Genomic DNA, 15898 nt, shown 5'->3' with positions numbered 1-15898 from the left:
TACAGCTTGCCAGCCAACACCTTATACATGCTAAGCCTGTACAACAGGCAATTGAAGCATTACCGCCCGTTGCAGCCCCCAGCACCGATGACGATATAGACCGCCAAGCCCTTCAAACATTGGCGACGATAATCAAGGCTCAACAAACCAACAATCATCAATCTTTGGCAGCGCTGCAAGATTCACTGACGCAAATCGAAGCTGTACAATCCGAGCAGCAGCAAACCCAGCAGCGATTAGCAAAACTGAGCGAGCAATACCATGAGGTTTTGCAGCAACAAACCGTGCTACAAAATCAGCAGCAACATCGCCAAGACAGAATCCGCGATATTGATGCCCAGCAATTGGTTATCGCCGATAAACAACATCAAGTAATACAGCGCATCGACAAGTTGCTGATGCCGTTTGCAACGCGCGACCGCACTTTTAGTTTTGCTACCACACAGGATGTGAATGCCCAATTAAATCAGCATATCGATACCCTTGCGCAACTTTTGCAGCGCTATCAAGGAGTAGAAACTAAGCTTAGCCATATCAATGACACCATCACAGGGATTGAGCAAGCGCTCACCCGATTGCTGGCAGATCAGCAACATCTAAGCCAAAATCAACACCAAGTCCGTCAGCGACAGCAAACATTGGCGCAAGAGATTAGCGAGCTACAGGCGCAGCGATACGCCTTGTTTGGCGAACAAGCGGTAGACATCGTCTCTCACGCGTTAATCCAAGCAAAAAATCAGGCTTTGCAGGATTATCAAGCCAGCCAAACAGCTTTTCATGAGCAGCTAATTCAGCTGCAGATTTTGCAACAACAAATCGCATCTTTGACCACTAGCACCACCCAACTAAAAATTGCCCAGCAAACCCTACAAGCCGATATCCAGCAGCGTTTTGCGACATTGGGTTTTGTAGATGACGCCGATTATCGCGCTGCGGTGTTGGTCGATACCGAGCGGGAACGCTTACAACAGCTTGCCAATCAACTCCATGATAGTCAGCAGCGCAATCATAACCTACTTTCTGAAGCCAAACGCATACAGCAGCAGTTACTCGATCATCCCCAAACTGCGCTGTCACTTGAGCAATTGCTTGATGCGCTTGGGCAATTGCAACAGCAATTTAGCGAGGATCAAAAACAATTGGGCGCCGTTGAGCAGCAGCTAGCAGCCAATGAAGCCCTTAAACAAAATCAGCAGCAACTATTAGATGCCATCAACCAACAGCGCAACCATACCGAAGAATGGAAGGTATTGCATCAATTGATTGGTTCAAGCGATGGCAAAAAATTTCGTAACTTTGCCCAAGGCTTGACCTTTAATATCATGGTTGCCCATGCCAATGAACAGCTCAAAAAAATGAGCGACCGTTATTTACTGATAGCTGATAGTGAGCAGCCCTTGATGCTCAATGTGATGGACAATTACCAAGGCGGGCAAATCCGCACCAGTAAAAATCTATCAGGCGGCGAGAGTTTTATTATCAGCTTGTCGCTTGCATTGGGACTGTCAAATATGGCTAGTCACCGCATGCAAGTGGATTCGCTGTTTTTGGATGAAGGCTTTGGTACGCTGGATGAAGAAGCGCTCGATGTAGCGCTCGACACCCTAACCAACCTCCAGCAATCGGGCAAGCTAATTGGCGTGATTTCCCATATTCAGGCGCTGAAAGATAGAATCAGCAGTCAAATCCAAGTAGTGCCACAAACAGGTGGCATCAGTAAAATTATCGGTGCCGGTATTACCAAGATTAGTTGACGCAGGCTAGCTTTGGTTAAGCCAAATTAAGATAAGTTAAGATAAGCTAAGCTAATAAGTTAAGCGGCGTGGTAAATTCACCGTAACAACCGATTCATCTTGCTGTCATGTCATTGGTTCATACTACTGTTTATGTCAATGTTTACCGCTCGCTTAATCAAGACCTGAGTGCTCAGGGTTATTTGTGTCAACTCATAAGGGCAACACGATGTTAACCAAACTTTCGCAGCTTTTAGCACAAGGGCGCTTTCTCTCCCCTGTCCCTGCCGTAGTGGTGCATCCTACTACCGATATTATCTTGCAATCTTGTATCCAAGCATATCAGCACCACATCATCACCCCGATTTTGGTCGGTCCAAAACACAAAATCGAAAAGGCCGCTACTGACGCTAATTTAGCTATTTCAGACTTTATGTTAGTGGATGCTGAGCATAGTCATGACGCGGTTGAAATCGCCGCAAAAATGGTTCGTGAACAGCAAGCCGACTTTATCATCAAAGGTTCAGTGCATACCGATGAGTTAATGGGTGTCTTGGTCGATAAAACCCAAAACCTACGCACCGAGCGTCGTATGAGCCACGTGTGGTTAATGGAAAGTCCCACGTATCACAAGCTTTTGACCTTGACCGATTGTGCACTCAACGTGGTGCCAGATTTGCTGACCAAAAAAGACATTTTGCAAAATGCGATTGATTTTGCGCACGCGCTCGACATTGAGCAGCCTAAAGTAGCCATCTTGGCAGCGGTTGAAGAAGTCAAACCACAAATGCAATCGACCATTGATGCTGCGGCGTTATGCAAAATGGCAGACCGTGGTCAAATCACCGGCGCCTTGCTTGATGGACCACTAGCGTTTGACAATGCGATTAGCCAACAGTCTGCGGATATCAAACATATCCACTCCCCTGTCACCGGCGATGTCGATATTTTACTGGTACCTGACTTAGAAGCGGGCAATATGCTAGGTAAACAGTTAATTTATTTGGGTGAAGCCAAAGCCGCTGGTATTGTCATGGGTTCAAAAGTGCCGATTGTGTTGACCAGCCGTTCGGATGACGAACTCGACCGCCTGTATTCTATTGCCCTTGGCGCCTACGTTGCGCAAAAGCGTAAACAAGCTTGATGTTAATTCAGGTTACTTGAGATTAATTGAGATTACTAGCATGAACGATTCTGTCATGAGGCATATTGACTTAACTCACCCGATCGTGGTGACCTTTAACGTGGGTTCAGCGACTATCAAAATGGCGGCGTACGACACGGCTAAAGCAGTTGACTCATCCCCCCTTGCGTGGTCACCCTTGTTTGATGTCAATATCAACCTAAAAACCAAAAATAAAGTCTGGCACGCCATGCCACAATCTTTGGCTGACTGGGAACCCCAAGATAGCCTGACAGACACCGCGGTAAGCTTGTTTACTCGTGTCAAACAGACCTTTCCTGCGCGTGAGATTGTCTGTATCCACCGAGTGGTTCATGGGGGCAAACGCTATCATGTTCCTGTGGTGATTAACGAGACAGTGATGGCACATTTGGTGGAGTTATCACCGATATGTCCGCTACATCAGCCCCCTGCCCTATCTGTGGTCAACGCGCTGCAAGCCATTGATACAAAACTGGTGCACATCGCTGCCTTTGATACCGCGTTTCACTACCATCGCCCAGAGATTTGGTCTAGCTATGCGCTGCCAAAATCGCTGCGCGATCAGGGCGTGCGCTGTTATGGCTTTCATGGTTTATCGTATCAGGCGATTATGCGCAAACTTGAAACCTATCTCCCAAAGATTGCCAAAAAACGCTTAATCATCGCGCATTTGGGTAGTGGCTGTAGTATCACCGCGGTCGACAATGGCGAGTCAAAAGACAGTACCTTTGGCTTTAGTGGATTAGATGGCGTGCCAATGGGTACCCGTCCGGGTCATTTGGATTCTGGGGTGATTTTATATATGGTCGAGCAAGGTTGGACGCTCGAGCAAATGAACCAATGCCTATATAAAGAGTCGGGCTTGCTCGGTTTATCTGAAATTAGCAATGACGTGCGTGATTTGCTCGCTAGCGATGACCCACGCGCCAAATTTGCACTGGTGTATTTTGCCACGCATGCCGCCAAAGAAATCGCAAGCCTGATGGTTAGTATGAAAGGCTGTGATGCGCTTATCTTTACCGCAGGGATAGGTGAACAGTCAGCGATTATCCGTCAGATGATTGTCGAACAACTCGATTTTTTAGGTTTTAGTTTGGATGCGGATAAAAATATCGATGGCCGTATTGACGTTCCGATTTTACGAATCAACTCAGACGATGACAAACAAATTTATGTCATCTTGACCGATGAACAGCTCGAATTAGCTTTATCACTTGAGCATGCAATCACGATAGAAACCGATAAGTAAAAGTGACAAACCTGTCAACTATTTTTAGGATGGATGGTAAGATATAACCGATTTTTATCGGTTACCGACTCTTAATGTCTAGTTGATTATACTATTACAAATATTAACATAAATAGCGATTGTTTTTTACTTTTAAGCTCCTCGCAAGGTTTAATTTAGCCATTTTTCATGATATTGTAATATCAAGCAAATAGACTATGCTTAAATCTTATCACATTCATTTTAGTCATATTTTTGATTAGAAAATGTATCGCAACTTGGTATTCTCCAATACCCTTCTTGTTTTTTCTGGTAGCCTAATGAGGTCAATTATGAACAACGATTTTATGGATAAAATGAAAGATGGTTCACGTCAAATGTACGCACCATGGTCGCGCTTCAACCAAGCGATGTTAAGAAATGCGGAAAAAATGACTGACTTTTCTTTAGAAACAATGCGTCATTACTCAGAGATGGGTCTTGAGCAACTTCGCAATGTTTCTTCTGTTGATTCTCCAGAAGCAGCTTCAAGCTTCAACCAAAAACAAACTGAGCTGCTCAACCAATTGGGTCAAAAAATGTTGTCAGATGCACAACGTTTGACTGAGCTTGGCAACGAAATCCGTAATGAAGTCATGTCAGCGATGAATGAAATCTATAGCCAAAATGCATCCAGCATGCAAGATGCCATGCAAAGCGCTGCTAGCAACGCATCAAAAACGGCAGAAGACTTTAACCGCAAAGTAAACGAAAACATGCACAAAGCGGCAAACCAAATGTCAGAAGCGGTTAAACAAACCACCCAAAACATGAACAAAGCTGCGACTAACGTGACTGCTGCGGCAACCCGCACCGCTAATGATGTAGCACAAAATAGCGAAGCGGTAAAACCTGCAGCAAAAACAACCCCTGCAACAAAATAATTAGTTTGGTGCATCGTAGTCATTCTTAAGACTGTATCATTTATAAACCGCTATTTATGTTTTACCTGATAGATGAATGGCGGCTTATGAATCTATAAAAGTGGTGGATTAGACAGATGCCTAATCCACCATATTTTTAAGTAAGCGTGCATACTCACAGCGAATTCTTATCAAGCACATTATAATAACGGGATTTATCATGGCAGACAATAAAGACACCCAATATCAAGGAGCGAACGGCCATTCCTCAAGCGACAATGCTTCAAATAGCGCTTCAAATAGCGATACTTCCAACACCCAAGGCGCAGAGAATAACAATACCAATGCTTTTGGCTACACGCCATTTGCCAATTTTCCCTTTGGCAATAATGCATTTGGTTTTGGTAGCAATCCTTTTAACAACTTTGGAACCAACGCCTTTAATCTGCCGCAAAATCCGCTGGATTTTTTGAGTAAAACCAATCCATTTGCTCACATGGCCTCTAGTATTCCACCTTACAATGCTGCGGTCGGTGAATTCTATAGCGAATTTTTTGGCAATATGACCAAACTGAGCCAACAAATCGCACAGCAATCGATGCGTGCCAACCAAGCGCCGCAGTACACCAATACTTCCATCATGATGGATTTAATGGATGGTTGGCGTAAAATGGGTCAGATGGTGACCAATCATCCAGGCACGATGGTTGAAGACCAATTGCAGTTGTTTAAAGACCAAATGCACTTGTGGCAAAACACGCTACAACAATTTGCCGGTAAAAAAATCGACCCAGTGGCAAGTCCTGAAAAAGGCGATAAACGGTTTAGTGATGAAGAATGGGAAGACAACCCTATTTTTAACTTCCTAAAACAGTATTATTTATTAACCACCCAAGCGATGATGGATGCGATTGATGGCGTTGAAGGTATTGATGAAAAAACCCGTCAACGCTTGGCTTTTTTTACCCGCCAATGGGTCAATGCAGTGGCCCCAACCAACTTCTTAATGACCAACCCAGAAGTACTCCGTTTGACCATCGAAAGTCGGGGTCAAAATCTGGTTCAAGGGATGAAGCAGTTGGCTGAGGACATGGGCAACAGCGCCGATACACTCAATATCCGTATGACTGACCAAAGCGCGTTCCGGGTGGGTGACAACATCGCCACCTCAAAAGGAAAAGTGGTATTTGAAAACCATATGATGCAGCTCATCCAGTATGACCCTTCAACCGAAAAAGTAAAACAACGTCCGTTGTTGATGGTGCCACCATGGATCAACAAATTCTACATCATGGACTTACGTGAGAACAACTCGTTTGTGCGTTGGGCAGTCAATGAAGGTCATACGGTTTATGTCATCTCTTGGGCCAACCCAACGCCTGAGTACAAAAATGTTGGCATGAGCACTTACATGAAAGACGGTGTGCTTGCAGCGATGGACCAAATTGAAGCCATCACGGGTGAAAAAACCATCAATATCACAGGTTACTGTATTGGGGGTATGTTGACAGCATTGACGCTAGGCTATCTTGCCGCGACCAAGCAAGAAAGCCGCATTGCTAGTGCGACACTTTGGGCCACCATTATTGATTTCTCAGATCCAGGTGATATCGGCGTCTTTATCGATGACAAAATCGTTACTGCGATTGACAAGCAAAACGCCGACAAAGGTGTATTTGATGGGCGAATGATGGGCGTGTCATTTAGCTTACTCCGTGAGAACAGCCTATACTGGAACTACTACGTACAAAACTACCTAAAAGGCGAGCGGCCCGTACCTTTTGACTTGTTATACTGGAACTCAGACTGTACCAACGTGACTGCTGCCCTGCACCATTTTCTACTGCGTGAGTTCTATATCAACAACTTGCTGCGAAAACCAGGTGGGGTTGAAATTGATGGCGTGAAAATTGACTTATCAAAAGTTAAAACCCCTGTGTTTATGGTTGCAACCTTGCAAGACCATATCGCAAAATGGAAAAGCTGTTATCCAGGTACGCAAGTATTTGGCGGTGAAAAAGTATTCGTGTTGGGTGAATCAGGTCATATTGCGGGTATTATGAACCCACCAGGTAGTAAATATGGTTACTACACCAACGACAACTACACTGCAGACGCCGACCAATGGTACAAAGACGCCACCTATGTTAAAGACACCTGGTGGACAAGATGGCATGACTGGATCAAACCATTTGAGGGCAACGAAATCAAGGCCCGTGTTGTCGGTCAAAATAGCCAAGGTAAAGAAATCCCAACCTATGGCGATGCCCCTGGTAGCTATGTCACGGTCAAAGCCACTGAAGCCTTAACCGGTCATAACTTTGCAGAAGCTTACCGTTCACAATTACCACCCGTATAATATATCGTTATCACACAACATCCCGTGATTACCTAGCCCATCACGGGATTTTTATAAAATAGCCAAATCGCCCATCAGCTACATAGATTTACTAGTCAAAAGTTGTGATATTGAGTAGAATTAACGCCATATTCTGCGCATAATAGCGATTAGAAACACTTTGAATAGAGCGCCTATGTCGATTGAACCAGCACAAAACAACCTATCACTCAGTAAGCTAGACCGCAATATTGTCTTCTTTGATCGGGCGATTCGCTCGTTTATTCCAAACAGCAATCTTAGCACCCGTCCTTTGCCTGTCTCTACCCCCGATGTACCAAAACTATCCGTGGAAGAAGCGCGTCATGTCGCGGGTCTCATGCGTATCAATCATACTGGCGAAGTGTGCGCGCAAGGACTGTATCACGGTCAAGCATTTACCGCCAAACAAGCAACGGTCAAAAAAGCCATGCACCAATCTGCGCTAGAGGAGATTGACCACTTGGTGTGGTGTGAGACGCGGTTAAATGAATTGGGTAGCCATCCCAGTATTTTTAGTCCGCTTTGGTATGGGCTATCGTTTGGCATGGGTGCGGTAGCAGGATTGATTTCTGATGAGTTTAGTCTGGGGTTTGTCGCAGAGACAGAAACCCAAGTCAGCGAGCATTTGCACAGCCATCTTGGTAAGCTGCCTGCACAAGATAAACGCAGTGCTGAGATTTTAAGCCAAATGGATAAAGAAGAATTACATCACCGTGATAAAGCAGTCGAATCAGGCGCCAGCCCATTGCCACTACCCATCAAAACTACGATGCGTTTTTTGGCTAACTGCATGAAAACGGTGGCGTATCATATTTAACTGAGAATCTTTAACTAAGCGTGCTTAACCGAGCGTGTTTAAATGAGCGCGACTGACAGCCTCAATCGTTGGCTGGCGTGTTTATTGCTATAACCTTGCTTAATCGCGCTTTTTTCGCGTAAAAATATAACAATAACTTTATTTTTTTTTGATAGTATTTTTACATTATTGCTTTACATTGTTGCTATGGGATAAGCTGACTGATTTTTGCAATCCATCCCACCCAATTTTTTAAGGAAATTTCAATGACTCACATGGTAAAACCCCTAACATATACCTTAGCTATTTTGATGGCAACCAATGCCACTGTAGCGATGGCTGCAACGGCAACCGCAAAAACAACAACCAAGACGACCACCACCAAAACCACCACGGCAAAACCCGCTACCCAGACAACAGCCATTAAAAAAACCACGGTGACCAAAGCCAAAACTACCAACAAATCAACCGAAAAATCGGCTGATACGGTCAGTAATAGCGTGAAGAATACTACCCCGCAAACGACACCCCCGTCAGCCACCTCAAATACAGGTTCAGTGATAGTGCCTGTTTTGACCGCCCCAACGGTTGCCAACGTTATTTATCCATCTACCAACAGTGTACAATTGGTAGGCACGGATATTTCAGCGCAAAATCTTGCTAATATACCACTGCCGGCTTTAACGCTTAGTAATATCTCAACGGTAAAAACCGTTTTGATTCCACGAACCGCGGATAACAGTACACAGTTAGATGTCAGCGTGTTAGACGATTTTATTACTTATGTTACCCCAATGGCGCGTCATTACCCACCTGTTTTTTCGAGCCGTACTGAGCGCTACAATACCACTGAGCGACTCAAATCATTGACCGCATGGATTGAGACCTACGCACAAAATCCAAATGCCTCTTATGAGGTGCTACTGCGTGCAGCAAAACTCAATGCCATGGGTCGCAATCTGGATTTAGGTTCTGATTATGCCGTGCGTGCAGGCAATTATATCGCCCGTGCCGTGAGGCTCAATGACACAGCAGAAGCCAACTTCTTATATGGCGCAATGCTCGCTGAGGGTGGCGGTTTTAAAGAAGGTGCCAAATACTTAGAAAAAGCCGAAAAAATGGGCTATCTAGAAGCTACGCAAAGTTTGGCGCAAGCGGATTTATTGGATGACAAAAAAGACCGCGCCATTCAACGGTTAACGGAATTTAAAGCCAAAAACCCAGACAATCCGTATATCGATGAGCAATTACGCATCGTCAATAGCGGTAAATACTATATTTGGGATATCCCTGCAAAAGTCGTTCAATAATTTTTTGCGTTCATACCCTAGCCGTGGTTTAATATCACTGCTAAGTCACCATGCTAATTCACCATCATAGTTGAATTTTAGCATGGTGATTTTTTTCACCCTGTCATTCAGTGATAGGCAGATTTTTTGCGCTGCATTTTTTTTGTGCTATCTATTATTGCTCTATCCTTTTTTGCTCTATTTTAGCCGAGTAAATCACCATGCCGCTAACAAACCAATCTACTAGATTTTGTCAAAAGTCTCTCATCACGGCGACGACATTGGTTACTATCATCACCCTTACTGGCTGCGCCACCACCAAAATCGGTAGCCGCGATACTGCAAGAGCCATCATCGATCAGCGCGTCAGCGTGTTATCGGGCAGCCGATTGAGTTCTGACACCAAAAGCCGTTTAGTGCAGGCAGGTTTAGATGAAGAAAAATGCTTGGTAAACATGCCTGCCTGTGTAGTGATGCTCAAGCAAGCGGATCTTAATACCGATAAAGGGATTTATGGCGCAATTAGTGAGCTGTTTTACGCCTCTGCCCAGCAGCGCCAGCAAGCCAAAACTTGTACCAATCCGCCAAAAGATTTGGCTACAGACTATGCCAAAGATTTGGTTGGCAAGACCGACGTTGTAGCGCCCAAACCCGATGAAATCTCTTGTAGCACTGCCTTTCAAGACGATATGCTGCAATCGATTCGGTTTTCTTACATTTATTTGATGTACGATATCCTCAATCCAACCGTCGTCAATCAACAACCGTCACAATTATATTATCTGCCAAAAGAACGCGATACCCAAATTCAGGATTTGTATTACGCTGCCATCGATGCGTTAGGTGATCGCCTGTATCATCAAAAAATGGCAGAAAATTATCAAATCACTCGCAACAAACTGCGTGTCAGTATCAATGGACAACCGTTTACTGACAAATCGGCATCGATGAAACTGATTTCAAGCTACCAGATTAATTTATCAAAATTTAATACCATCAGTCGCCGCGATGGCTTTGGTATCAATTATGTGGCGCTACTCAATAGTCGCATCAATAGGGCGGTGATTATTGACTTGTTGCAACACTATGCCAATGATACACCGTTAGAAGAACGTATCCACCAATCAGGGCATTTGCCTATGACCGCGGTGTTGGTGCCCAAAGGCAATAGCATTGATGAGTTGCACAAAACCACCGATTTTTCGCTCAATATTTATGATCCTTATCAGTTTAAAAGTGTCTCTATTCTCAACAAAGATTTTGCGCTATCGGCGAATTTTTCGGCAGCCTACGGCTTGTGGTCACAGGACAATCGCCTAGGCAATATCAGTTATTTTAGTATGTTTTCCTCGCCGTATCAGCAAACCCAGCCGCATTTATTTATGCTTGAGCCTTACAATCCTAATAAACGCGTGATTATCATGATGCATGGGTTGGCATCGAGTCCTGAAACTTGGATTGGACTGACCAATGACATTTTTAATGACCCAAAACTTCGCGAAAACTTCCAAGTTTGGCAGATTTTTTATCCAACCAATATCCCGATGCTAGAAAACCGCCACCAAATTTATGACTTGATTGAACGCACTTTTAAAATTGTCGATCCTAAGCAGCAGGACGTTGCCAGTCAACATGCGGTGCTGATTGGTCATAGTATGGGTGGGGTGATTGGGCGTTTGTTGGTATCAAATGATGACTTAACGCCCAAAGTCGAATCGCTGGTTGCCAATTACTCACAGCTGAATAATTTTTCAGCAGGCTACGCTGCATTTGTCCGTCATGCGCAAAATAAAACGCTCAGTGACCGCTTCAAACTTCAAGCCCTGCCGCAAGTCGATCGCGCGATTTTTATCTCTTCGCCATTTCGCGGTACCGATTATGCCGATCGCTGGTTTACTCGCAGTTTGCGCCGTATCATCTCACTACCGGCAGGATTTATCCACACCGTGTATGACAATTTAAATTCGCTATTTACTGAAGGCGTGGTTTCAAGCAATCCGCTGGCACAGCTATTTTTGGAAAATGGCGCCAGCCAGTTGAGCAGCCGCTCTTACTTTAACCAATTAACGGCAGATGTCACCATCGCGCCCAATGTTGCGGTCAATAACATCATCGCCACTGATGATAAAGATTTGTCCAATGCGCTCGAACAGCTTACCGCTAAGGCAGCCAATAGCACTACTGATGATGTATCGGCATCCATAACATCTTCGAAAAATAACAATACGACGTCGAGCGTTAGACCCGCCACAGAGACCAAGCTGTATAACACCACGAGTCTGGCGCAAGCCAAACAAAGCCTAGATGAGAAAAAGCAACTCTTAGAATCGGTGAAATATGGCGCAACCGACCGTGTCTCTGATGGTATTGTGCCGTACAACAGCTCGCATTTAGAAGGCGTGGAATCTGAAAAAGTGCTTACCGGTCGTCACAATGTTCATACCAGCCCGCAGGCGATTTTGGAGTTACGTCGCATCCTACATCAACAACTTACTCGCTATGGTGTCACCCAAGCGCCACCTGACAGACAGCCTTGATAGCCACTATCAGCATCAATAAAAAAGCGAATAGCCTTCACTATTCGCTTTTTTATTAAATTGTTTTTTGCTACTAATTATTGTTACTGCTGACAGTCCAACCGCTAAACTTTAGCAAAATACTTGGTCAACACTTCAAGACAGCGCGTCACCTTGGCAGGTTGTTGTTCATGTCTAGGTGTTACCGCATACAGCATATAACTTGGTAATTGGTAACCTGGCAATACTTCCACCAAATCGCCATTTGCCAATTCTTTTTGGATATCTAGTGACATGATACGGGCAACGCCATGCCCTTCTTTAGCAAGGGTCGTGGCAAGCATAATGTTGTTGGTTTGAATACGCGTTGGCATACGCACGCGTGATTTTTTACCTGTTTCCACATTGATCATATCAACTTGATTGGGATCTTTGATAAGACTAATGCCAATCATATTGAGTTTGGCCAAATCTTTTGGCTCGGTCAATTTTTCATTTTGACGTAAAAAATGCGGTGAAGCCACCAGCAGCTGACGTACCTCGGTCAAAGGAAACGCCGATAAACTACTGTCATTAAGGTTTGGTGACATCCGAAGGGCGATATCGATACGCTCTTCAATTAAGTCAACATACTGATTGTCCGCTTCAAAATGGATGGTTAAATCATCATGCGCCGAAATCCAAGTCGACAGCGCCGGTAAAATATGATTCACACCCAATTCTGGCGTGGTCGCAATGCGTAAGTTCCCTGCTAACTCATCGCGTAATTGATTGACACGGATACGACCTTGTTCGGCTGCCGCAACCACATCTTTGGCACTCTCATAAAAACTAGTACCTGCTTCCGTTAAGCTTAACTTACGAGTTGAGCGATGCAATAACACCACACCCATATCGTTTTCTAACGAGCGGATTTGTTGACTAACCGCACTTGTTGTTATGCCCAGTTCTTTTGCAGCACCACTAAATGAACCATGACGTACAACACTTGCAAAAACCGCCATGCCTCTTAAATTATCAAGCATATTTCACCCAATTTTATCACTTAATCAAAGTCGCTTTTAAAAGCTGATGTATTATACGTTATTAGCAAGATAAATTAAACGACATCGGGATTTATTAACTAAAATTATTAATATTTTTTTCAATTATTTAATATTGTATTTTATTGATTTTCTTAACAAATATTGGTTTCCCTCAATTATTCATCCGTTAAAAAAGTAAAAATTAGAATTTATATAAATTAAATTGACTTATTGAATTAACTTAACAGAGCTAATCGAGGCGTGTTGCTGCAACAGTGCCTGCGTAACTGCTTGTTGTTCAAGCTGATGGGTAGCTTGTTGTAACGCTAGTTTTTCGCGGGCTTCTTGTAGCGCTTCTGGTTTTAATTTCTCTAGCGCTTGAAAATTACTTGCCGACTCCGCCAAACGAATATCAATACCCTTAAAAAGCTGTCGAAGTTTTTGGCAAAAATTATCAAAAGTTGCGGTATGGGTCAAAAAGCTTTGTTCAGTGACAAATTGGCTGACCCCATGAATGTCGCCCGTCATCACCCCGCGCTTGGCAAGCACTAATTCATCATCATCGAGCCAGCCTTGCTCACGGGCATTAAACACCCAATAATCCCATTTGGCAGGCGTCCATTCGCCTTCAAGTGGTACATCCGTGGGTTTGAGCAATGCCAGTGGCGATATTTCAGCAATATTACTACCCTCTGCCCCTCTCATGGGTTGGGGATTGTCAACATTAACATTGAGATTGGTAGCTAAGGCGACTGGCGCTGGCGCATTTTTTTTTATCGGGTTGCTATCCTGTGTAACCATGTCAGGTGCGGTAACAGTGCCAGGCACGCTAGTTTCATGATGACTGTCACTGGGTTGCAAGTCAGATAAGCGATTGGCATCGGCATCGTCTTCTATGGTGGGCGTTTGCTGTGTGGTGGTATTGACCGCGGCTTCATCGATAGATATGAAATGGGTATCATCAAATGTCTGTTGTTCAATGCCTTGTTCAATGCTTTCTTCAATGATTTGTTCAATGCTATCAACGTTTGGCGCAGATTTGAGCAGATTGTTATCCGATAAGTTGTTATCACTCTGCTCGGAGGTTACTTGTAAGCTATCTTCAGCCACCACTGAAGACTTTTCACCTTGCATGGATTCGCTAGGCGTTGTGTCAACAAGTTGAGAATCGGGACTTTGAGAATCAGGACTTTGAGAATCAGGGTTACTAGCGATTGGATGACGAAGCGGGATTTGATTACGATGCAGCGGCTTGAACGCCATCAAGCGGAGCAAACACATCTCTAGCGCTTGCATCGGCGTATTGGCTAATACCAAGTTTTCACGGCTTTTTACCACAATGTCATAATATAGTTGTAATAGCTCTGCGGGTAACTGCTGAGCCAGTTGTTGCAATTGCTCGCTTTGCTGGCGATTGAGTTGCAAATCAAAATTTGGCAAGGCCTGCAAAATGGCCAACTGATGCAGCGTCTCAGCCAATCTGTCAAATACGGCTTTGGCATCCACCACCTGCTCACGCAGAAGCTGAATGGCCTGCGTCAACTGTTGGGTATTTTGCTGGTAAATATTGGCAAGGATAGCGATGACATCGGCTTGGTCAATTAAACCAAGCATCTGGCGAATCACTTCATCTGTGACATTGCCATTGCCAAACGCAATGGCTTGATCAGTGAGTGACAATGCATCGCGCACGGAGCCTTTGGCACTGCTCGATAGCTGCCATAAGGCATCAGGCTCGTAGCTGATTTGCTCTTTGTTAAGAATCGTGCCAAGATATTCAGCGAGCGCCACTTGCGGCAAAGGTCTGAGTACAAATTGCAGACAGCGCGAGATGATGGTAATGGGCAATTTTTGTGGGTCTGTGGTCGCAAGCAGAAACTTGACATGCGCTGGTGGCTCTTCGAGGGTTTTTAGTAGCGCATTAAAACTATGCGTCGATAGCATATGCACTTCATCAATTAGATAGACTTTGTAGCGACCTTGCGTTGGTGCATACGGTACGTTGTCGAGTAATTCACGGGTATCTTCAACTTTGGTACGTGATGCCGCATCAATCTCAATCAAATCAATAAAGCGACCGCTATCGATAGATTGGCATACAGTACATACGCCACAAGGCTCGCTTGTCACCCCTGTCTCACAGTTAAGGCATTTTGCCAAAATACGCGCAATGGTGGTTTTGCCGACCCCTCGCGTACCCGTAAATAGATACGCATGATGCAAGCGCTGGTTATGGATGGCATTGATTAATGCTTTGGACACATGTTCTTGTCCCAGCAGCTCATGGAAGTTTTTTGGACGATATTTGCGTGCTAGGACTTGATACATGGTTATGGATACATGACAACAAAAACGTTAAAAAAGAAATAACCTTAACCCACTCGTAGTAAAACTAAACCGCTGGGCTATTGGCTTCAATTAGGGGTTGTAATTCACCGTCTTGGAACATTTGATAGATAATATCACTGCCGCCAATCAGCTCACCTGCCACCCATAATTGTGGAAAAGTTGGCCAGTTAGCAATCTGTGGCAAAGTTGCACGGATTTCTGGATTTTCAAGAATATTGACAAACGCAAATGGGCGACCAATTTGGGTTAGCACATCCACCGCACGCGCAGAAAAACCGCATTGTGGGAACTGTGGCGTGCCTTTCATATAAAGCAATACGCTGTGTTGAGCGATTTGGTCACGGATGGTTTGTTCGATGTCAGTTTGGTTCATATCAGTCATATGAAATTCCTTTATCAGGCCCTTTAAAATAGAGCGCTATCTTCACAGCTAGAATTTGACTCACTAATAATGAGTGCAGGGTTGCTATTATACGCTATTTTGGCTGCCGAAAGTAAGCATTCAAGATGCCCAC

Annotated in this window: 11 protein-coding genes; 8 read left to right on the top strand and 3 right to left on the bottom strand. The window is 44.4% G+C overall.

Features of this window, described 5'->3' with window-relative positions; all coding sequences use genetic code 11:
- The 8 genes from RTR63_RS06360 to RTR63_RS06325 form a co-directional block, all read left to right on the top strand.
- Positions 1-1754, top strand: a 1754-nt coding sequence (locus RTR63_RS06360; protein WP_312523315.1) for an SbcC/MukB-like Walker B domain-containing protein, incomplete at its 5' end; no start/stop codon positions are given.
- Between the two features lie 208 nt (positions 1755-1962).
- Positions 1963-2877, top strand: coding sequence for a bifunctional enoyl-CoA hydratase/phosphate acetyltransferase (locus tag RTR63_RS06355; RefSeq protein ID WP_312523314.1), 915 nt, complete (start codon positions 1963-1965; stop codon positions 2875-2877).
- A 40-nt stretch (positions 2878-2917) separates the two neighbouring features.
- Positions 2918-4147, top strand: coding sequence for an acetate/propionate family kinase (locus RTR63_RS06350; RefSeq protein WP_312523312.1), 1230 nt, complete (start codon positions 2918-2920; stop codon positions 4145-4147).
- Positions 4148-4458: 311 nt separating this feature from the next.
- Entirely contained in the window at positions 4459-5049 is a 591-nt protein-coding gene (locus RTR63_RS06345; RefSeq protein WP_312523311.1) for a phasin family protein, read from the top strand.
- 199 nt (positions 5050-5248) lie between these two features.
- A complete protein-coding gene (phaC, locus tag RTR63_RS06340; protein ID WP_312523310.1) occupies positions 5249-7387 on the top strand; it encodes a class I poly(R)-hydroxyalkanoic acid synthase in 2139 nt (712 codons plus the stop codon).
- 175 nt (positions 7388-7562) lie between these two features.
- Positions 7563-8225 (top strand): 2-polyprenyl-3-methyl-6-methoxy-1,4-benzoquinone monooxygenase, encoded by a 663-nt coding sequence (gene coq7 / locus RTR63_RS06335; RefSeq protein WP_312523308.1) that lies wholly within the window; start codon positions 7563-7565, stop codon positions 8223-8225.
- Between the two features lie 245 nt (positions 8226-8470).
- On the top strand, positions 8471-9514 hold the full coding sequence (locus RTR63_RS06330; protein ID WP_312523307.1) for a tetratricopeptide repeat protein: 1044 nt from the start codon (positions 8471-8473) through the stop codon (positions 9512-9514).
- 200 nt (positions 9515-9714) lie between these two features.
- On the top strand, positions 9715-12030 hold the full coding sequence (locus RTR63_RS06325) for an esterase/lipase family protein (RefSeq protein WP_312523305.1): 2316 nt from the start codon (positions 9715-9717) through the stop codon (positions 12028-12030).
- Positions 12031-12134: 104 nt separating this feature from the next.
- Here the strand turns inward: RTR63_RS06325 and RTR63_RS06320 are convergent, their stop codons facing one another.
- From RTR63_RS06320 to grxD, 3 genes are all read right to left on the bottom strand, one after another.
- Positions 12135-13034 (bottom strand): LysR family transcriptional regulator, encoded by a 900-nt coding sequence (locus tag RTR63_RS06320; protein WP_096488551.1) that lies wholly within the window; start codon positions 13032-13034, stop codon positions 12135-12137.
- Positions 13035-13262: 228 nt separating this feature from the next.
- The gene (gene dnaX, locus RTR63_RS06315; RefSeq protein ID WP_312523303.1) at positions 13263-15362 is read right to left on the bottom strand and encodes a DNA polymerase III subunit gamma/tau; all 2100 of its coding nucleotides are present in this window, start codon (positions 15360-15362) and stop codon (positions 13263-13265) included.
- 64 nt (positions 15363-15426) lie between these two features.
- Positions 15427-15765 carry a Grx4 family monothiol glutaredoxin gene (gene grxD / locus RTR63_RS06310; RefSeq protein ID WP_007116440.1) on the bottom strand — a complete coding sequence of 113 codons (339 nt, stop codon included), beginning with the start codon at positions 15763-15765 and terminating at the stop codon, positions 15427-15429.
- Positions 15766-15898: the final 133 nt, after the last annotated feature.

This window comes from Moraxella sp. CTOTU47724 (genome assembly GCF_032014955.1).
In the GTDB taxonomy this organism is placed as follows: domain Bacteria; phylum Pseudomonadota; class Gammaproteobacteria; order Pseudomonadales; family Moraxellaceae; genus Faucicola; species Faucicola tetraodonis.
Note: the sequence above shows the minus strand (reverse complement) of the source record. Positions and strands in the feature narration are given on the sequence as shown.

Excerpts from the sequence above, each read along its gene's own strand:
- RTR63_RS06320 (WP_096488551.1), bottom strand. The coding sequence starts at position 13,034 with ATGCTTGATAATTTAAGAGGCATGGCGGTTTTTGCAAGTGTTGTACGT.
- RTR63_RS06345 (WP_312523311.1), top strand. The coding sequence starts at position 4,459 with ATGAACAACGATTTTATGGATAAAATGAAAGATGGTTCACGTCAAATG.
- coq7 (WP_312523308.1), top strand. The coding sequence starts at position 7,563 with ATGTCGATTGAACCAGCACAAAACAACCTATCACTCAGTAAGCTAGAC.
- RTR63_RS06330 (WP_312523307.1), top strand. The coding sequence starts at position 8,471 with ATGACTCACATGGTAAAACCCCTAACATATACCTTAGCTATTTTGATG.
- dnaX (WP_312523303.1), bottom strand. The coding sequence starts at position 15,362 with ATGTATCAAGTCCTAGCACGCAAATATCGTCCAAAAAACTTCCATGAG.
- phaC (WP_312523310.1), top strand. The coding sequence starts at position 5,249 with ATGGCAGACAATAAAGACACCCAATATCAAGGAGCGAACGGCCATTCC.
- RTR63_RS06355 (WP_312523314.1), top strand. The coding sequence starts at position 1,963 with ATGTTAACCAAACTTTCGCAGCTTTTAGCACAAGGGCGCTTTCTCTCC.
- RTR63_RS06325 (WP_312523305.1), top strand. The coding sequence starts at position 9,715 with ATGCCGCTAACAAACCAATCTACTAGATTTTGTCAAAAGTCTCTCATC.
- grxD (WP_007116440.1), bottom strand. The coding sequence starts at position 15,765 with ATGACTGATATGAACCAAACTGACATCGAACAAACCATCCGTGACCAA.
- RTR63_RS06350 (WP_312523312.1), top strand. The coding sequence starts at position 2,918 with ATGAACGATTCTGTCATGAGGCATATTGACTTAACTCACCCGATCGTG.